This is a genomic window from Streptomyces broussonetiae (assembly GCF_009796285.1).
Lineage (GTDB): Bacteria > Actinomycetota > Actinomycetes > Streptomycetales > Streptomycetaceae > Streptomyces > Streptomyces broussonetiae.
On the sequence record NZ_CP047020.1, the window covers coordinates 182,706 to 200,210 of the forward strand.

General features: G+C 68.1%; 17 protein-coding genes and 4 pseudogenes. 7 read left to right on the top strand and 14 right to left on the bottom strand.

Annotated features, from left to right (window positions below; translation table 11 throughout):
* The first annotated feature begins 179 nt into the window (after nt 1-179).
* Together GQF42_RS00935 and GQF42_RS00940 are read left to right on the top strand one after the other, a co-directional pair.
* Entirely contained in the window at nt 180-686 is a 507-nt protein-coding gene (locus tag GQF42_RS00935; RefSeq protein WP_158916815.1) for an NUDIX hydrolase, read from the top strand.
* Nucleotides 687-900: 214 nt separating this feature from the next.
* Complete coding sequence (locus GQF42_RS00940) at nt 901-2,124, top strand: NucA/NucB deoxyribonuclease domain-containing protein (protein WP_158916817.1); 1,224 nt, start codon at nt 901-903, stop codon at nt 2,122-2,124.
* 48 nt (nt 2,125-2,172) lie between these two features.
* On the opposite strand, the gene GQF42_RS00945 is transcribed toward GQF42_RS00940, so the two are convergent.
* From GQF42_RS00945 to GQF42_RS00955, 3 genes and pseudogenes are all read right to left on the bottom strand, one after another.
* Nucleotides 2,173-2,616 (bottom strand): hypothetical protein, encoded by a 444-nt coding sequence (locus GQF42_RS00945; protein WP_158916819.1) that lies wholly within the window; start codon nt 2,614-2,616, stop codon nt 2,173-2,175.
* A 129-nt stretch (nt 2,617-2,745) separates the two neighbouring features.
* The gene (locus tag GQF42_RS00950; protein ID WP_233273158.1) at nt 2,746-3,201 is read right to left on the bottom strand and encodes a GNAT family N-acetyltransferase; all 456 of its coding nucleotides are present in this window, start codon (nt 3,199-3,201) and stop codon (nt 2,746-2,748) included.
* Between the two features lie 44 nt (nt 3,202-3,245).
* A pseudogene (locus GQF42_RS00955) lies at nt 3,246-3,410 on the bottom strand (transposase); the annotation flags it as partial.
* Nucleotides 3,411-3,551: 141 nt separating this feature from the next.
* Between GQF42_RS00955 and GQF42_RS00960 the strand changes: the two are divergent.
* Nucleotides 3,552-4,289: pseudogene (locus GQF42_RS00960) on the top strand (IS701 family transposase); the annotation flags it as partial.
* A 258-nt stretch (nt 4,290-4,547) separates the two neighbouring features.
* On the opposite strand, the gene GQF42_RS00965 reads toward GQF42_RS00960, so the two are convergent.
* From GQF42_RS00965 to GQF42_RS00975, 3 genes are all read right to left on the bottom strand, one after another.
* Nucleotides 4,548-5,762: an MFS transporter gene (locus tag GQF42_RS00965; protein WP_158916821.1), complete on the bottom strand. Its 1,215-nt coding sequence runs from the start codon at nt 5,760-5,762 to the stop codon at nt 4,548-4,550.
* Complete coding sequence (locus tag GQF42_RS00970; protein ID WP_158916823.1) at nt 5,759-7,009, bottom strand: glycosyltransferase family 4 protein; 1,251 nt, start codon at nt 7,007-7,009, stop codon at nt 5,759-5,761. The genes GQF42_RS00965 and GQF42_RS00970 overlap by 4 nt, the downstream gene beginning before the upstream one ends.
* Before the next feature lie 119 nt (nt 7,010-7,128).
* Entirely contained in the window at nt 7,129-7,623 is a 495-nt protein-coding gene (locus GQF42_RS00975) for a hypothetical protein (RefSeq protein ID WP_158916825.1), read from the bottom strand.
* 186 nt (nt 7,624-7,809) lie between these two features.
* Here GQF42_RS00975 and GQF42_RS00980 point away from each other — a divergent pair, with 186 nt between their 5' ends.
* Nucleotides 7,810-8,193: an ABATE domain-containing protein gene (locus GQF42_RS00980; protein ID WP_158916827.1), complete on the top strand. Its 384-nt coding sequence runs from the start codon at nt 7,810-7,812 to the stop codon at nt 8,191-8,193.
* Between the two features lie 32 nt (nt 8,194-8,225).
* Nucleotides 8,226-8,864, top strand: coding sequence for a hypothetical protein (locus GQF42_RS00985; protein ID WP_158916829.1), 639 nt, complete (start codon nt 8,226-8,228; stop codon nt 8,862-8,864).
* Nucleotides 8,865-8,933: 69 nt separating this feature from the next.
* Here the strand turns inward: GQF42_RS00985 and GQF42_RS00990 are convergent, their stop codons facing one another.
* The 8 genes and pseudogenes from GQF42_RS00990 to GQF42_RS01020 all read right to left on the bottom strand — a co-directional run bounded on the left by GQF42_RS00990 (nt 8,934) and on the right by GQF42_RS01020 (nt 15,135).
* Nucleotides 8,934-9,371, bottom strand: a complete 438-nt coding sequence (locus GQF42_RS00990; protein ID WP_158916831.1) for a hypothetical protein — start codon at nt 9,369-9,371, stop codon at nt 8,934-8,936.
* A gap of 18 nt (nt 9,372-9,389) precedes the next feature.
* Nucleotides 9,390-10,004: a restriction endonuclease fold toxin-2 domain-containing protein gene (locus GQF42_RS45365; protein ID WP_233273159.1), complete on the bottom strand. Its 615-nt coding sequence runs from the start codon at nt 10,002-10,004 to the stop codon at nt 9,390-9,392.
* 80 nt (nt 10,005-10,084) lie between these two features.
* On the bottom strand, nt 10,085-11,014 hold the full coding sequence (locus tag GQF42_RS45370; RefSeq protein WP_233273160.1) for a WXG100-like domain-containing protein: 930 nt from the start codon (nt 11,012-11,014) through the stop codon (nt 10,085-10,087).
* A gap of 338 nt (nt 11,015-11,352) precedes the next feature.
* Nucleotides 11,353-11,844, bottom strand: a pseudogene (locus GQF42_RS01000) (3'-5' exonuclease); the annotation flags it as partial.
* A 142-nt stretch (nt 11,845-11,986) separates the two neighbouring features.
* Nucleotides 11,987-13,381 (bottom strand): MFS transporter, encoded by a 1,395-nt coding sequence (locus tag GQF42_RS01005; protein ID WP_158916833.1) that lies wholly within the window; start codon nt 13,379-13,381, stop codon nt 11,987-11,989.
* A 74-nt stretch (nt 13,382-13,455) separates the two neighbouring features.
* Nucleotides 13,456-14,313: an aldo/keto reductase gene (locus GQF42_RS01010; RefSeq protein ID WP_158916835.1), complete on the bottom strand. Its 858-nt coding sequence runs from the start codon at nt 14,311-14,313 to the stop codon at nt 13,456-13,458.
* Nucleotides 14,310-14,744, bottom strand: coding sequence for a cupin domain-containing protein (locus GQF42_RS01015; RefSeq protein WP_158916837.1), 435 nt, complete (start codon nt 14,742-14,744; stop codon nt 14,310-14,312). Before GQF42_RS01015 ends, GQF42_RS01010 begins: the two co-directional genes overlap by 4 nt.
* A gap of 70 nt (nt 14,745-14,814) precedes the next feature.
* Nucleotides 14,815-15,135: a carboxymuconolactone decarboxylase family protein gene (locus GQF42_RS01020; RefSeq protein WP_158916839.1), complete on the bottom strand. Its 321-nt coding sequence runs from the start codon at nt 15,133-15,135 to the stop codon at nt 14,815-14,817.
* A gap of 222 nt (nt 15,136-15,357) precedes the next feature.
* Here GQF42_RS01020 and GQF42_RS01025 point away from each other — a divergent pair.
* Together GQF42_RS01025 and GQF42_RS01030 are read left to right on the top strand one after the other, a co-directional pair.
* A pseudogene (locus GQF42_RS01025) lies at nt 15,358-16,270 on the top strand (helix-turn-helix transcriptional regulator).
* A 383-nt stretch (nt 16,271-16,653) separates the two neighbouring features.
* Entirely contained in the window at nt 16,654-17,481 is an 828-nt protein-coding gene (locus tag GQF42_RS01030) for an alpha/beta fold hydrolase (protein WP_158916841.1), read from the top strand.
* The last annotated feature ends 24 nt before the right edge of the window (nt 17,482-17,505 follow it).

Consider the following 17,505-nt stretch of genomic DNA (forward strand, 5'->3'; position numbering starts at 1 on the left):
GTGCCGGACAGCAGGGAAACACCCGTTCTCGATGCCGACCACGGGCAGTCAGCCCGGCACTACTGGATGCCTTACTGGCACCGCGGCCTGAATGCCCGAGCAGGAACCCAGGCACGAGCCCCTCCACGCCATGGAAAGACAGGCAGGACGGTGATCGGATACGCCCCTACAGTGGGGCCATGGCAGCAGGCCAGCACCCGGATATCGTCGTCAGCAGCGGCATCGAGATGCCCGTCCCCGCCGACGGCGAGCTGTGGGCGGTGGGCGCGGTGATCCTCAACCAGCAGGGCCGTGCCTTCGCCCTGAAACGCAGCCCCGACCGGCGGCTCTTCCCCGACTGCTGGGACATCGTGGGGGGCCACGTTGAGTCCGGCGAGACCCTGCTGGACACGATCGTGCGGGAGGTCCGGGAAGAGACGGGGTGGCGTCTGCGCCGGGTCCGGCGCCTGCTCAGCGTTACTACCTGGACCGGCGACGACGGCGACGGGCTGCGGCACGAGGCCGACTACCTCGTCGAGGTCGACGGCGATCTGGACCACCCCGCCCTGGAATGGTCCAAGCACACCGCCTACGACTGGTTCGGCCCCGAAGACCTGCCCCGGCTCAAGGAGAACCGCGCACCTGGGGAGTTCCTCATCCACGAGCTGGTCGCTGCGGCGCTACAAGATCGCCCGGACACGCCCTAATCACAGCGTGGGCACCAGGGGTGCACACGCCGCCGAGCGCGGTGAGCGTCTGCGCGTTGCTCGTCCATGCCCGTCCGCTCGGACAATGCGTCATTCGGATCTGGTCATTCTCGCCTGCGTAGACCCCTCCAAGATCGCAGTCCTCTTATGTTGCCGGGGACCACATCTTCAGGGGGTATCTGTGAAATCTGCCAGATGGGCTGTTCCTGTCGTCGTGAGCACGCTTGCCGTGCTGTTATCGCCCGCGACGGCGGCAGGTGCCAGCGGTCCGGATCCGTCCCGCATCACGTACACGGCAACCTACACGCCGCTGGACGATGCGGGTTCTGCCTCGGCCGGCAGCCCGGACGAGGCTGCGGGCGCTCGCGCCGGCGGGGGACGGCCGCCGGGCACCGACTTAAACTACCACGACGTCACGTATGCCGAGTGTGTCAAGCACGGCAACAGTGCCGGCAAGCCGCAGTGGGTCAAGAACCACTTCGCCCTGTGCCGTCGGGGCACCGTCCAGGTCGTCGACAGGGACCGTGACACCGGTACGCCGGTCGGGACGCTCACCTACGTCGAGACGATCATCGGGTACGCCTTCCAGAACGAGCGGTCCGTCGCCTTCGACCAGTACATCGAGAACATCCAGGCCACGGGCAGCGTCAAAGAATCGACCACGTTCCTCGTCAACCGGTGGAACGAGGGAAGCGGGAACGGCGCCATCCTGCACAAGGGGGAAAAGCACGGCGGCGTCACGCAGGTCTCGGGCGGTTTCAGGGGCGAGATCGGCTCGGCCAACGAGGACCCCAGCATCAAGAGCTGGAAGAAGGACAGCATGGAGGTGCTGATCTTCGACGAGGACCAGGCCTCCGGCACCGGCAAGGACAAGGTCCACACGTACGACTTCGTACCCGCCACCTTCTTCATCTCCGACGGCAGCCACAACGAACAACTCCCCGAACCCAAGATCACCGTCCGGTTCGACAGCGCACCCTACGAGAAGTTCAAGAAGGGCAGCATCTTCCCTGGCATCCGCGCCACCATGAACTACGACCGCGCCGATCCTGACGTCAAGGAGACCGCGCAGCACATCTGGGACGCCCAGAACCACCCGGACAGGACCGTCCCCAAGAAGGCCGGCAAAAAGATACCGGGTGCTCTCACCTCCACCCCGCTGCAACGGATCTTCTACGACACAGCCCGGCGGCGGAAGAACCGCGACACGGCGCGTGCGGTCTGCCAGGTGCAGTGGCCGAACTACTCCAGCCAGGGCAAGGACTGCGACGAATACCCCTTCAGTACCACGAAGGAAGGGGCCGCCAAGCCGGGCGGGAACTTCTCCGCGCGAGCACTGTCAAAGCAGGACAATCAGAAGGCGGGCTCCCAGCTCGCCACCTGGTACAACGACGACCGGATCCTGGACGGTGACGCCTTCTACGTCAATGTGAAGTAGCCACCCGCTCTGTGGGGCGGCCGAGACGCTGTCGCCCCACTGCCGGCCTCACGCCCACAGCTGGATCACGAAATGCTCGAACATACGGTACGCATCCAACTCTTCCTCGGGATCCTCCTGTTGCGGGCTGGCCAACACACGCACCCGGTAAGGGCCGGCACCGGCGAGTCGATACTCCTCTGATGCCGGCTCCAGCATCAGATTGACCAGCTGAATCTCCTCAGACTCAAAAGAGACCGTGCTCGGCTCCCCCAAGCTGGCGAATCCCTCCCCCGACGGCACGTCAGGCGGCGAGTCCCACACCTCCACCCTCACCCTGGCCATCTGGTCCTCCAGATCGGACGCAACAACCACCGAGCCCTCATGGGCCAAGAACGTCAAGTCGTCCGGGAGCTGCGAGAAGGTGCCCTCTCTCTCGGGGTCGGTGTCGACCAACGCGAACAGGTGCCGCTCGACCAGCACAACCGCCGAGAACGAGCCCAAAAGCCCCATATCACCCTCCCGTCGCCGAACACCGCACCAGTATCCCAAGCCCCACACCCAGCAAGACCAGACAAGACTGCCTTCCCCGCCCCGCTGCCCACGAGACCAGCTCCGCAGGCTGCTCTTCGGGGACAACCGTCACCTGTCCTGCGGCCGCCACCCGTGGAAGAAGGTCAGGCCCGGTCCGGCACCAAGATGAAGCGGCATGCCGGTGAGAAGGGTGCCGACGTCGATGCCCTGCCCGGGCCGCAGCACGGTGAAGCCCTGCCGCCTGCAGTAGGGCCCCAGGGGGCGCTGGGTGTCGAACTCGCCGAACAGCCCGTACACCTGCATGCACCGTGCCAGCAGCGCGGCCCCGATCCCGCGCCGACGGGCGTCCTCGGACACAGCGACCGCTTTGATCTTCGCGTACGTCAGCATCGACAACGGGATGTACCGCCTCCCTCCCGGTAGCCGGGCGAGCCCGGAGACGATCGTGCCCGAGGGGACACCCAGCAACGCGCCGACGACCTGGCCGTCGCCGTCCCGCGCGACCAGCGGCAGGGACAGCTCGCCCGCGGCCCGCTGCAACTCCCCAGCCGCCCCGGCCCTCACGAGCCGTTCCCCAAGATCGGCGCCTGCAAGGGCGTCCCCGCCTCCCACGGGCTGGAGGTGATGAAGTGCGCCAGTGCCTGCCGGTTGCCGTCCTCACCCAACCGCGCGGCCATCGGCTCCACCGACTTGCGCCGACCGTCCAGCATCAGGCCCCGCAGATAGACCCCGCCGCACCTGCGCTGATCCGCCCGCGAGAACGGCTCGAACATGTCCGCCGCGAAGTCCTCCAGATCACACCGGACCGCGGCCAACTCCCCACCCAGCACACCCAGTCAACGACACACCTGATCAAACGGACATGCCACCGGCGAATGAACCTGACCAAGCACTACTAGAACATGATCGATAGCGCCATCGATGAGCTGGCCGGATGGGACCTGACCCCGCCGGTGCTGGTGGCAGACGCCGGCTACGGCCAGAACGCCGACTTCCGGGGCGGGCTGGATGACCGGGGCATCGGATACGCCGTCGCCATCCGGTCGGACGTGACCGTCCACCCGCAGGACGCACAGCCCCTCATGCCGCCCTGGTCCGGCAACGGCCGCAAGCCGCAGCCCCGCTACCGGGACAAACCCGCCTCGGTGGCCGCCTGGGCCACCAGCCACGGGCGGCGGGCATTCACCGAGGTCACCTGGCGGGAAGGCTCACGTGGCCCAATGCGCTCGCGGTTCCTGGCGCTACGGGTACGGCCGGCCGGCGTGCGCCCCCGCCGCCTGGCCCAGGCCGCTGCCATCGCCCGCGACGGCCACTGGGACGGCGTCCTGCCCGAGGAGACACTGCTGGTCGAATGGCCCCAGGATGCCGAAGCACCCACCGACTACTGGCTCTCCAACCTGCCCGGAGACACCCCGCTGGCCGAACTGGTCCGCCTGGCCAAGATCCGCTGGCGCATCGAACACGACTACCGGGAGCTCAAACACAGCCTGGGCCTGGACCACTTCGAGGGCCGCTCCTGGAACGGCTGGCACCACCACGTCACCCTGGTCACCGCCGCCCACGCCTTCCCCACCGAACAGCGCCTGGCCCCAAAAGCTCACACACCGGCCTCACCCTCTACCAGATCCTCGACACCCTCCAAGACGTGCTGAACTGCTGGACCGGCCTGTGCACAACATGCCACCAGCCCCTGCCCCGACCCCGGACCAGACACCACCCAGCAAGATCTACCTCGACCTAACGGAGTCCTACTAGCAGCCCCCAGCTGATCATCTGGGACTGCAAAGCCCACGCCAACCAAATCTGGCACCTGCCGGCCTGATCGAACCCGCATGTTTGCCCGCCGCGCTCCGCCGCCCAGTGGCGGGCACAGCCATTTGCATGGGAAGGGGGCGGGACGGGAAGGTGCTTCACACGGTCAGTTCGGCCGGTACGGAGCGCCGGAGGGTCTGGCCGCCGAGGACGGTGATCAGCATGGCGAGAGTGGCGGCCAGGCCGGCGACGAGTGACACGAGGCCGAAGGAGCTTCGCTCGACCAGGAAGCCGCCGATGGCCTTTCCGGCCGAATCGCCGATGGCGTCGGCCGTGGTGATCCACATGAATGCCTCGTTGGCGAAGTCGTTCGGCACGGTGCCGTCCAGCAGGAGGTAACGGCACGTGATCATGGGGGCGGCCGGCAGGCCGACCAACAGCGTCAGCAGCACCACGGCGGGCATCGAACGCGCGAGGGAGAGCGCGGTCATCAGCAGGGCGAGGAGCAACAGGATGGCCGCGTAACGGCGGTCGAGCGCGGACCTCCAGGTGCGGTGGCCGTACGCGAGCCCGCCCACGAGGCTGCCGATGGCGACCAGGGCGATCAGCAGCCCGGCGATGCCAGGGACGGCGTGCCGGGTGGCGTAGGCGGGGAGGTCGACTTCCACGACGGCGAAGGCGAAAGCGGTGGGCGCCGTCGTCGCGATCAGGACGGCCAGCGGTCCGCTGGCCATCACGGCCGGCCTGCTCCACATCTGCACTGCGGCCCGGGGTTGGCTGCGAACCGCGGACAGCTGGCTGAAGACCAGGGTCGCCGACCAGGTGAGGCAGGAGGTGGCGAGCAGGGCGAAGGTGGTCCCGACCTGCGCGATTGCGGCACCGGCGCCGGCCGGGCCGCCGATGTATCCGATCTCCTGGAGGACCGCCTGAACCGCGTAGGCGCTCTCGCGGTCCTGCTCGCCGGTCAGCCGCGACCAGGCCGACCGCATGGCGGCGTACACCGCGGAGTAGCCGGTGCCGACGGCTGCCGAAGTCAACACCAGGACCACCAGCGGTGCGTGGGCTTCGCCGGCGGCGACCAGCGCCAGGGTGAGCACCAGGTGCGCCGTGGCGATGACGGCGAGCACGGCGGCGCCGTACCGGTCGGCCAGCCGGCCGCGCACCGGAGCGGTGGCGGCCGAGCTCAATCCGTAGCAGCCGATCACGATCCCCGCGGATCCGAACGACCCCGTGGCGTGGACCAGGAACAGCAGCATCGCGAGCGGTTCGGCGCCGACGCCTACGAACACCAGCGTGCCCACGACCGTCAGATTCCGGGTTTCGCTGCTCAGGAGGAGACGACCGACGCGCTGACGGTCGGTCTTGGTGCTCATCGCGGGTTCTCGGCCAGGCGAGGAAGGACCGCTTCGTAGACCGCTGTGATCTGCCGCAGTGCTGCCGGTGCGCCGTAGGTCTGCTCGACCGCCGGCCCGGCCGATCGGGCGAGCGCCGCATAGCGATCGGGCTCCGCGATGATCCGCCGAACCTTCGTCGCCAGCGCGTCGAGGTCGCCCGCCGGCACCAGCATGTCCGGGCAGAGCCGGCCAACGGTCGTGCGCAGACCGCCAACGGCGAAGGCGGCCATGGGAGTTCCGACGGCCAGCGCCTCCAGTGCGACGCCGCCGAGTTCCTCGTAGGAGGAGGGCATGACGAGCGTGGTCATGACTGCGAGGGCCTCCGGGACCCGGTTGTTGGGGACGAATCCGGTGATCAGGAACTCGTCCGCCAGTCCCCCGGCGCGGATCTGCTCCTCCAGGCCCTCGCGCTGCGACCCGTCGCCGACGATCAGGAACAAGGGGTGGAGGTCGCGCAACCGCAGTGCCAGCGGCACCAGGTACTGCCAGCCCTTCTCGCTGGCAAGGCGACCGACGAAGCCGATGATCGGGCGGTGGCCGGCGGCGGACGCCCAGGCGCCGAAGTCGCCCGCGCCCGCTCGGGACACCCGGGGCGGGGCGGGCCCGGTGTCCACGATGTCCGGCACCACGGCGAAATGCTGCTCGCTCACGCCAAGGGCCTTGGCCGCAACGCGCGCTGTGCTCTCCGTCAGCGTGACGACCCGTGCCGCGCGGCGGATCGCGCGCTTCTCCGCGATGGCCCCGAAGCGCTGCTGCAGCCGGGCCATGGCGGACCGCGGGACGTAGCCCGCGAGGCGCGAGCAGTGCAGGGTGAGGACGTACGGTGCACGGACCAGCCGGGCGGCAACCGGGGCGAGCAGCAGGGTCCAGAGCGCCCCATCGGCATGAACGTGGACGAGGTCCGGCTTCCACCGCCGCAATCCGAAGCAGGCGCCGAGCGTGGCGAAGAACCACGCCGGGGTCAGCCCCACCAGACCGGTCGATTCGGAGCGGATCTCGGGAATCGGCATCCGGGCGATGCGTACGGTCAGCCCTTCCCGGTCCTCGCGGACCGGCGGGAGCCCGGGGAAGCCGACGGTCACCACCACCTGCTGCACGCCGTCCTCGGCTAGCATCCGGGACAGTCGGGTGGTCTGGATCTGCATTCCCCCGATGGAGTCGTACTCCGCGGGCCAGGCATCGACCTGGTCGTGGTAGTACCACGGTGTGAGCCGCAGGATGCGCAACGGTTCCCCCGGTCCCTGTCGTTCCTCGGCAGATCAGGAAGGCGGCGCAGTTCCTCGGGCCCTGGGCGCGATCGATCGCACCGGATCAATTCGCACTGTCGCACGGGAACCGCCAGGAATCAACAATCAATGGTCTTCAGGCAGTTGAGCCCGATGCGGCGGACGCGCACTGAGGCATGGCCTGGTTGGTCGGTCCCCGTGCCGGGGTAGTGAGTGTGCATGGATGCGATCCTGGTGGAACTGCACGCCCGCTCCCAGGACAGGACCCTCAGTGCGGGACTGCCGGACATGGACAGGTCCTCCTTCTCATTGGCCAGGGGGAGGGGTGAGCCGCGCGGCGTGGAGGCGGCACGGCTCACCGGGGGGTCGGTCAGTGGGGCGGGTGCGGGGCGGACCTGGATGGTCCGCGGGGTGCGGGCGCGGCTGGTGCGTTCGGGGACGGGGATGCCGGCGGCCTTGAGCCGCGCCGTCATTGTGGCCACGTCTGGCACCGTGGGGATGGGGAGCGCGGCGTCATGGAAGAGGCGGACCATGGCGTCGGTGTCGGGCTCGCGCTTGTGGGTTCCGCCGGTCCAGGCCCCGCCTTCGAGCGCCAGGAGCTCGTTCTCGGGCACCGGTTGCGACCCTGGAGGCGGAGAGCGGCGCTCGGCGGCTGCCGACGGCACCCGGCAGGGCCGCCCCTACACCGCTCCCGGTGGGGACCAGCTCCCGAAGGCGGTACATGAGGCACTGCCCCTCTCCCGCAACGCTCCACGGTGGAGCCAGGCCACGCGGTCTATCTCGCACACACTGCCCAGCAGATGCGGGCAGTGTTCGAGGCCGTCGATGGCGGCCACATCAACCAGGCAGCCCAACTCGTGAACGACCTACTGCGGACGACCGGCGCCCGCCCTCAACTCGACCGCGTCGACGGCGAGCCCTGGCAAGTCCACTTCCACGGTTCCGACGACACTCTCTCCGTGGGCTGGAGCGCCGGATGCGCCACCGCCCTCGCTCTCGCCGCCCACGTCCTAACACACCTCGATGGCGTGGTCGCGGTGTGCGAGGAGATCGGCTCGGTCCTGCACGCGCTCATCGCCACCAGCGACCCTGAACTCGTGCCCAACCTCCGACAGGCCTGCGAGGGTGCTGCAAAGGCAGGATGCCCCGACGCTCTGACCTGGGCCAAAGAACTGCCGCGCTAAATGCCCCCCTCCGGCGCCTTGGTGGCACGCCGATGCCGTGGGCCCTCCTTGCCCGCGGCGCAGGCGACGTCCAGACCGGCGCCTACGTCATGGCCACCATGAGCCTGCACACCTCTCTCCAAGGCCACCTCGCGGAGGCCGTCGACATGGCCCAAGGCGCCTACGAGCAGGGCAAGCACCTCGCAGCACCGCGTGTCCTGGCATTCGCCAAACTCGCCGAGGCCCGCGCGCACGGCCGCGCCGGTGACGGCCGCGCCGTCGGTCGTGCCCTGAGCACCGCCGAGAACCTGCTGTCGTCCATCCGGCCCGGCACGCGTGACGTCCAGCAGCTGAGCTACCTCACCCACGCCCGCATCAGCGCGGACGCCGTCGAGATCTACCGCGACCTCGGTGACCTCAAGTCCGCCCTCCGCTTCAGTCACCAGGCCGACGCCATGCCCATCGGTGTCTACACCCGCGCCGTCGGAATCCGACAAACCGTCTTCAGCTCCGCCCACATCCAGGCAGGCGTGCTCGACCAGGGACTTGCGTACGGCGAACGGGCGGTCGACACCTTTCCCACGTCCGCTCCACCCGCGCCCACCACGTCCGCCAGCTCACCCAGAACCTCCGCCCCTGGCGGCGGGCGCCTCGGGTCCAACGCTTCGTACGCACCAGCGCGGCAGGGCTGACAACGACGTAGCAGCAGGCCAAGCAATCTATGTGAGGCTCGAGCGGCCCCGTTCGGGCCCGCCCGGCATCTATCCGCCGACCACGACCAGCAGATGCTGTCGCAGCTCCTCCTCGATCCGCTCAACTCCGCCAGTGGCCGGGACGCGCCAGTCGGTCTCAATGCCGCGTGCGAACGCCGCTTCGCTCGTGAAGCGGATCAGGTCGGGGGAAGGAACGTACGCATCGCGCAGCCAGGCGATGAATGGGGCGATTTCGGCGGCGGTGTTGCCGCGCAGAGCGATGGTGTCGCGGGTCTCGTTGTCGGCGAAGCCGTCGAACTCGATCCCGTCGGCCGTCAGTACCCAGATGCCCAGACGGGCCGGGTGGCCCTCCTCGGGCTGGTAGCCGACGTCGGGGAAGGCGTTGCGGAGTCTCTCTCCGAAGGTGTTCAGGTCGAGTTGCCAGCCGTGAGGGTCCTTTGCGGGGGCGTATAGCAGGAAGGAGGTGGTGTACTCGTCGAGGTTCATCAGTCGTCCTTGGTCGGGCTAGGGAACGTATTGGGCGGTCCCTTTGACTTCCTGCTCTGCCATCAGGGTCTGCCAGTAGGCTGCCGCGTCCTTGTCGTTGGTCATGATTTCCAGGCCGCGTATCTCCTTGTGCTGCTGCATCGCGTTGCCGTACTCACCAAGCTCACCCTCGTCAAGCCCCTTGAAGAACGCCTCCTTGTTCCACCTCTTCGAGCCGTCCTTACGGTAGGTGTCGGCCAGGTTGTTCAGCGTCTCCGGCTTGCGCCAACAGTCCTTGTCGTCGTTCACGTACTTCGAGTCGATCATGTATCCGTCTGCCGGCCGCATACCGTCGGCTGCCTTGAACGGTCTCTTCGATCCGGGTCCCAGAGGGATCTTCCGTTCGGGGTAGCCGGCGGTCCGCAGCTGGTACTCGTTCTCCGGCGTGTTCGGATTGGAGGCATTGCTGCCGAACCCCTTCGCCTCCAGCCCGTCGACGAACTGCTCGAACTTCGTGCGTTCGGCATCGGTCAGCAATCGGGTCGTGCCCGGCGCCGGCGGCACCGGGGCCCGGTAAGGGATGTTTGGGTCCGGGTCGACATAGGCAGCCGGCACGATGCCTGACGTCCCGCCCGGGTAGGAGGCCAGGAGCACGGGAACCGGCTCCGGTACGGGTATCGGGATGAGCGGGCCGAAGGGGAAGCCCGGACCCTCGCTCGAACCGGGCGGCAGCTTTACTCGCTTCTGTGAGCTGTCAAGAGCGTGGCAACGTTGCCGAGCTGGTGGATCCAGGGATCCGACAGGACTGCGTCCTTCAGACCGCCGTCGTATCCATTGCCGCCGAACATCGGTGAGTCCCATGGCATGTCGATCTTGAAGGGATCAGCCTCGTGGTCGATGATCTTCTGCTTGGCGTGTTCCACGTGGTCGGCATAGCGGTCACACGCCTTCGCCAACTGGGTGCAGGCGGCCGCGAGGTTCGCCACCAGCGTCTCGCTTTCGTGCGCCTGTTCCGGTGGGGCCGCGAATCCCACGAAGTCGCCGAAGTACTTGCAGAAGGCGTCGGCGGCCTCGCCGGAGTGGGCGTTGTCGGCTGTGTGCGCGCACGCCTGGGCGTCTTCGAGGAATCGCACCATCAGCTTTCCGGCCTGTCGCCATGAGCCGGCGACGTCGCGCAGCTTGTCCGGGGAGCCCCGGAAGCGATCGCTGACGCCGGCGGGCGCGTACTGGTCGTACCAGGCGGTGTCTCCCACCACCCCCGGAAGCTCTTGTCCCAGCCCGATGAAGCTTTCGGTGCAGTCCTCGGCCGGATCGCCCATGCTCGCAGTGAGGTCGATCTGCTGCCCGAGGATCTGTGAGGCGATGTGACTCTCACGGGCCATGAACTCGCGCGCGTTGCGCATAAGGCCCTTACCTGTCTCGCCCATCACGTAGGAGCTGAATCCCATGTTGTCCAGCGTCGTGGCCGCAGCCGAGTTGTAGACCTTCGCGAAAGCGTTCCCTGCCTCGTCGTCACCTGCCATGCCCTTTTGCCTGTCCAACTCGTGGGACATGGCGATGGTGGTGTCACGCGCGCCGGGCATCACGGACTTCACCATCTCCATGGCCGCCCCGATCATGCCGTGCGCCGCCACCTTCAGATCAGGCGGCATTCCCATGTCCATCCCCCTCGTGCGTCAGCCTGGGACCCAATCAACAGTTCTATCTCATGCACCCGACACCGTCGGCATGCGCTCAGCTGAAGTGCCCGGATCCGTAGATGGCAGCCGACGGCTCATGGCGCGAGCGAAGGGCATACGCCGGCCTGGCACCTGAACAGCTCTGCAACCCGTCCACGACGGGCACGCCATCAAGTTCAAACGGGGACTTTCTTGGCCAAGATCGACAACCAGACTCCGCTCTCCCAGCTTGCCACCTGACACAGCGACGACCGGGTCCTGGTCGGTGGGCGCCTAATACTCGAACGTGAAGTAGCCGCTCACGGTGGGCAGTCGGAATCGTTTCACCCATCGCGTAGGCCGCATGCAAACGGGGCATCACTCTGCGCACTCGCGGTATCGGCCCCAAGTGCGCGGATGGCGCGTGAGTCAAGTTCGTGGTCGCCGAGGTCATCACGGCAAAGCGCCTCGACATGGCCCAGCTGCTGCTGCCGCAAGCTGGTTTCGTGGATCCAGGACAGGCCTCCAAGATCCAGACGCTGCCGGGTGCGTGTGACGGCTACGTAGGCCAGGCGAGCTTCGGCGTCATCAATCGGCTCTGGCGGCGGCGCGGGTCTGCCGTTGTCCTGCGGTGGGTGTTCCTTGGGGCGGGGGAAGGCGTCGGCGATCACTACGCAGTGCCATTCGCGGCCTTTGGCTTTGTGCGCGGTGGAGATGGTGACTTGTGCGTGCTCTTCGGGCACGAGGCGGGCAACGGCGTCGAGGATCGCGTCGGTGCCGTGGTTGTCGACGAGGTTGACCAGTGGTTGCAGGTCGCGTCCGGCGGGGTCGTGGGCGGTGGCTTTGTTCACGAGAACCGACAGCACTTGTACGCGAGTTTGGGAGACGTGGGCGGCGGGTCGTGTTCGATATTCATGAGGAACGACAGGGCCCTGGGCGCAGCTCCCGTGTGTCCTTCGGCTGGCTTTATGGCGCGGTTCAGAGGCGCTTGGCCGGTGCGAGGCGGGAGCTGGCCGCAGCTGCCGCGAGGGCGATGACGGCGGCGATGAGCAGGCTTTCGCGCATGCCGGTCTGGAAGCCGGCGGGTTGGGCGAGGAGGGCGCCGAAGACGGCGACGGCGAGGGCGCCCCCGACCTGGCGGCTGGTGTTGAACACGCCGCTGGCGACGCCGGCGCGGTGGGCGGGGACGGCGTTCAGCAGGACGGCGGTGACGGGTGGCATGACCAGGGGCCCGGCGAGGCCGACCAGGACCATGAGCGCGGCGATCGCCCACACGGGGACGGAGGCCGGCAGGAGGGCGAGCAGGAGGAGGCCGGTGGTCATGAGGGCCAGGCCGCCGACGGCGAGGGTGCGGGTGCCGGCCCGTTCGGCGAGGCGTGCGCTGAAGGGGGTCAGGGCGGCGCCGATCAGCATCATGGGCAGGAACGCGGCGCCGGTGGTCAGGGCGGACAGGCCCCGCTCCTGCTGGAGGTAGAGGCTGATGACGAACGGCAGGCCGTAGTAGCCGACGATGAACGCGAACCCGATGACGACCGCGACGCTCACGGTGCGGGAGCGGAACAGGTCCAGCGGCATCATCGGGTGGCGGCCGCGGGCCTGTGCGGCCACGAAGGCAGCGAGTGCGGCGGCGGCGACAGCGAACGCGGTGATCACGCGCGGGGCGGTGAGGCCGGCGGTGCCGGTCTCGATCGCCCCGTAGGCCAGGGCGCCCATCGCGACCACCGCGGTGGCTTGCCCGGTCCAGTCGAGCGGGACGCGCCGGTGGGGCGAACGCGGGGTGCGGGCGAGCAGCAGCAGGGCCGCCGCGGCGGCGGGCAGGTTGATGAAGAAGATCCACCGCCAGGACAGCTGGGTGAGCAGTCCGCCGAGCACGGGGCCGGAGGAGGACGCCACCGCGCCGCCCATCGCCCAGATCGCCACCGCTCGCGCCCGGTGGCGGGGGTCCGGGTAGGCGTGGCCGATCAGGGCCATGGAGGCCGGCATCATGACCGCGGCCGCCGCTCCTTGGGCGAAGCGGGCGGCGACCAGCGTGCCGAGGGAGGGGGCGAGGCCGCAGGCGATCGATGCGGCGGTGAACACCGTCATGCCCGCGGCCAGTGCGCGGCGGGCGCCGATGCGGTCGGCCAGGGAGCCGGCGGACAGTAGCAGCGCGGCGAACATCAGGGTGTAGCCGTCGACGACCCACTGCAGGCCGGTGATGCCGCCGCCGACGTCGCGCCGGATCGAGGGCAGGGCGACGTTGACGACGACGGCGTCGAAGGTGATGACGAAGAAGCCGAGCACCGCGGCCGCCAGCGCCGCACGGGCGGCGCCGCTCGGCCGGGCCGGAACGGCAGCCTCGGTGCCGGGGCGGGTGAGCGCGGTGCGGTGCATGGCGGCAGGTCCTCGTATCGGAGTGGGGGCGTCGTGGCCGGCTCGTGTCGGCGCGAGGTGGCGTTCGTCTGGCGTCACTTGCCGCTGTAGACGGGGAAGGCGCTGTGCTCGCCGTAGTCCACGTCGCGCAGCTCGCGCAGGACATCCATGTCATCGTGGGAGAGCTCGAAGTCGACCTCGGCGTTGGAGCGCATGTGCTCGGGGTTCGCCGTCTTGGGCAGCGACACCGTGCCCAGCTGCAGGGTGTAGCGGATGCACAGCTGGGGGACGGACACGCCATACTTCTTCGCCATCGCCTGGACTTCGGCGTTCTTCAGGATCGCGCCGTGGGCGATCGGCGAGTACGCCTCGACGAGGATTCGCTTGCTCTCGCAGTAGGCCAGCAGCTCGGAGGGGGTGTTGCCGGCGTGCACGAGCAGCTGGTTCACGTGCGGGACGACGCTCGCGCCCTCAAGGATGTTCTCCAGGTCGTGCTGCTGGAAGTTGGAGACGCCGATGGACCGGATCTTGCCGGCCCGGTGGGCTTCCTCCAGGGCACGCCACGCCTCGCGGTTGCCCTGGGCGTAGTCGCCGCCACGGAAGTCGTCCCACGGCTGCGGGCTGTGGATCAGCATCAGGTCGACGCGGTCCAGGCCCAGCTTCTCGAGAGAGCCGTCGATCGCGGCGAGGGCCTGGTCGTAGTCCTTGATCTCCGCGGCGAGCTTGGTCGAGATGAACAGTTCGTCGCGGGGCACTCTCGAGGTGCGCACGCCCTCGCCGACGCCGCGCTCGTTGCCGTACGCCTGGGCGGTGTCGATGTTGCGGTAGCCGATCTGAACGGCCGCGCGGACCGCGTCGGCCGCTTTGTCGTCGTCGATGAACCAGGTGCCGAGCCCCAGTTTGGGGACCTCGACGTCGTTGGACAGGGTGTAGGTCTCGTCCAGGATGCTCATGCGTTCGCTCCGTTCTTCGGCAGCTTCCCGTACGCCTCGTCGGTGACGGGTTCGAGCCATTCGTTGCTGACGTTCTCGCTCGGCGTGATGAAGGCGATGTGGGAGAACCACGAGTCGGCCTTCGCGCCGTGCCAGTGCTTCGTGCCTGCCGGGACGCGGACCACCGTTCCCGGCTCCATGCTGACGGCCTCCTCCCCCTCGGCCTGGTACCAGCCGCTGCCCGCCGTGCACAGCAGGATCTGATCGCCGCCTCCGGCGCTGCCATGGTGGATGTGCCAGTTGTTGCGGCAGCCCGGCTCGAAGGAGACATTGCTGACGGGAACGCTCCCCGAGGCGAGCGGAGCCAGGTAGCTCTGGCCGATGAAGTACTGCGCGAAGGCGTCGTTCTTCTCCCCGAGGGGGAAAATCTGATCGAATCCGCTGGCAGTCATTGCGTTCTCTCCTTTCGGTCCCGCACGCCCCCGGGCGTGCGGGACATCGTTGCGTCGCTCGCGCCGAGGATCAGGCGGAGCGCTCGTCGGCGATCTTCTTCAGTTGCGTGATCGCGGTCATCGCGTTGGGCCAGCCGGCGTAGAAGGCCAGGTGCGTGATCGCCTCGGACAGCTCCTCCACGCTCAGCCCGTTGTCCAGGGCGACTGCGAGGTGGTAGCCGAGCTGCTCGCTGCGGTACAGCGCCGCCAGCACACTCACGGTCACCAGGCTCCGATCGCGCGGGGAGAGCCCGGGGCGCTCCCACACGTCACCGAAGAGGACCTCATCGGTGACCTCGACGAGCTTCGGGGCGATGTGGGCCAGTTCCTGGGGCGCGGACTGCTTCGGCATGACGGGGTGGCTCCTTGTTCGGGCGACGTGGACCGGGTAGTTCCACGGTGTGTCGGGGCGGGTTCCGCGGCAGCCGCCGCAGCCCGTGTCGGCCGGGTCCGGGCGGTGTCTGCGGCCTCTGGTGTCGAGGAAACCGCAGGTCAAGGAGCTGGAGAAGGGTCTGCTGTTACAGGTACTGACAGGACCCCCCACGTCTGCGCCGCCCGGCTTAGCGTGGAAGGCATGAGCACCGAGAGCGACATCCGCGAGTTCCTGGCCTCCCGCCGCGCCAAGATCACCCCGCAGCAGGTGGGGCTGCCCGCCTACGGCGGCAACCGGCGCGTGCCCGGCCTGCGCCGCGAAGAGGTCGCTCTGCTCGCCGGCGTCAGCATCGACTACTACGTCCGCCTCGAACGCGGGCACCTCGCCGGCGCCTCCGAAGAGGTCCTCGACGCCGTCGCGAATGCCCTCCAGCTCGACGACGCCGAACGCGCCCACCTGTTCGACCTGGCCCGCGCCGCCGCCAAACGCCCCACCCGCCGCACCCGCCGCCCCGCCGCGGCCCTCCCGGACAGCGTCCTGCGCGTCCTGGCGTCCATGACCGACTCCCCGGCCTTCATCCGCAACGGCCGCCTGGACATCCTCGCCACCAACACCCTCGGCCGCGCCCTCTACGCCCCCCCTGTTCCCCGACCCCACCGCCCGCACCACCAACATCGCCCGCGCTCAGTTCCTCACCCCCGCCGGCCGCGACTTCTTCCCCGACTGGGAAATCGGCGTCAACACCACCGTCGCCCTACTGCGCACCGAGGCCGGCCGCGCCCCGCACGACACCGAACTGACCGGGCTGATCGGCGAGCTCGTCACCCGAAGCGACGAGTTCCGCACCGCCTGGGCCAAGCACAACGTGCGCCTACACCACACCGGCCGCAAAGCCTTCCACCACCCCGCCGTCGGCACCCTCACCCTCGACTTCGACGCCATGGAACTACCGGCCCAGCCCGGCCTGACCCTCACCGCCTACAGCGCCGCCCCCGGCACCCCCGACCACGACACCCTGCAACTCCTCGCCGCCTGGGCAGCCACCGAGCACCCGTCAGGCGCAGACGAACTCCCCACCATGTCGTCAACTGACATCACCTCTGACAGGCATTGATCACGCCAATCCGGCATGGCCCGTGCTGCCCGGAATCATGAGTTGTTCGATTCCTGCAGTGGGTCGAGTGCTGTCCAAACTCGTGAACAACTGCTGTCGGTTCTCGTGAACAGAGCCACCCACCCTGGCCTTTTATGCCGGACTCCATGCCCCGTTCGATATTAGCTACGGGTGTGTGCGCACTGTGGCCTGCCCTGGTGTGCTGACGTGGGGTGTCCCGAGTAGCGTGGAGAGGAGGCTGTACTGAACGGCTGCCTTTCACCAATATCGCCCTCGCCCTCACGGCCGTTCACTGCTGGTCGGACGTGGTACTCACTTGCCCGGATCGGGCGCTGAATGGCCGTGAAGGGTGGAGTTCCGATACAAGTGCTAGCGAGGCGATCATGGCCTTTTCCGCTGCCAAGGACGGCACACAGATCTACTTCAAGGACTGGGGGGCGGGTCAGCCGGTGGTGTTTTCCCACGGCTGGCCACTGATCGCGGATGCGTGGGATCCGCAGCTGAAGCTGATGGCGGACAACGGTTTCCGGGCCGTGGCCCACGACCGACGTGGGGGCGGGCGGTCCGACCAGCCGTGGATGGGCAACGACCTGGACACGTATGCCGACGACCTGGCGTCGGTCCTGGAGAACCTTGATCTCCAGGACGCCATCCTGGTCGGTCACTCGACGGGCGGCGGAGAAGTGACGCGCTACATCGGCCGACACGGCTCGAGTCGCGTTTCCAAGGTGGTTCTGCTCGGCGCGATCCCTCCGTTGATGCTTAGGACGGAAGCGAACCCGGAGGGGCTGCCGATCGAGGTCTTCGACGAGATCCGGCAAGGTGTGCTGACGGACCGGTCCCAGTACTACAAGGATCTCAGCGCTCCGTTCTACGGTGCCAACCGCGAAGGTTCGACCGTGTCGCAGGGGACCCGTGACGAGTTCTGGCTGTGGAGCATGACGGTAGGCGTCAAGAGCGCCTACGACTGCGTCAAAGCGTTCTCTGAGACTGACCTCACGGAGGACCTCAAGGAGTTCGACATCCCCACGCTGATCATTCACGGCGACGACGACCAGATCGTGCCCATCGTGGCATCCGCGAAAAAATCGTCACAAATGGTCAAGGACGTGACCTTCAAGGTCTACTCCGGTGCTCCGCACGGACTGTCGATGGTGCCGGAGTTTACGGGACGGTTCAACAACGACCTCCTTGAATTCGCACGCGGCTGACCGACCAGGTGTCGTTTCACCGGT

Excerpts from the sequence above, each read along its gene's own strand:
- GQF42_RS00935 (WP_158916815.1), top strand. The coding sequence starts at position 180 with ATGGCAGCAGGCCAGCACCCGGATATCGTCGTCAGCAGCGGCATCGAG.
- GQF42_RS00945 (WP_158916819.1), bottom strand. The coding sequence starts at position 2,616 with ATGGGGCTTTTGGGCTCGTTCTCGGCGGTTGTGCTGGTCGAGCGGCAC.
- GQF42_RS00965 (WP_158916821.1), bottom strand. The coding sequence starts at position 5,762 with ATGAGCACCAAGACCGACCGTCAGCGCGTCGGTCGTCTCCTCCTGAGC.
- GQF42_RS00980 (WP_158916827.1), top strand. The coding sequence starts at position 7,810 with ATGCGGGCAGTGTTCGAGGCCGTCGATGGCGGCCACATCAACCAGGCA.
- GQF42_RS00985 (WP_158916829.1), top strand. The coding sequence starts at position 8,226 with ATGCCGTGGGCCCTCCTTGCCCGCGGCGCAGGCGACGTCCAGACCGGC.
- GQF42_RS00990 (WP_158916831.1), bottom strand. The coding sequence starts at position 9,371 with ATGAACCTCGACGAGTACACCACCTCCTTCCTGCTATACGCCCCCGCA.
- GQF42_RS45370 (WP_233273160.1), bottom strand. The coding sequence starts at position 11,014 with ATGGACATGGGAATGCCGCCTGATCTGAAGGTGGCGGCGCACGGCATG.
- GQF42_RS01005 (WP_158916833.1), bottom strand. The coding sequence starts at position 13,381 with ATGCACCGCACCGCGCTCACCCGCCCCGGCACCGAGGCTGCCGTTCCG.
- GQF42_RS01010 (WP_158916835.1), bottom strand. The coding sequence starts at position 14,313 with ATGAGCATCCTGGACGAGACCTACACCCTGTCCAACGACGTCGAGGTC.
- GQF42_RS01015 (WP_158916837.1), bottom strand. The coding sequence starts at position 14,744 with ATGACTGCCAGCGGATTCGATCAGATTTTCCCCCTCGGGGAGAAGAAC.
- GQF42_RS01020 (WP_158916839.1), bottom strand. The coding sequence starts at position 15,135 with ATGCCGAAGCAGTCCGCGCCCCAGGAACTGGCCCACATCGCCCCGAAG.
- GQF42_RS01030 (WP_158916841.1), top strand. The coding sequence starts at position 16,654 with ATGGCCTTTTCCGCTGCCAAGGACGGCACACAGATCTACTTCAAGGAC.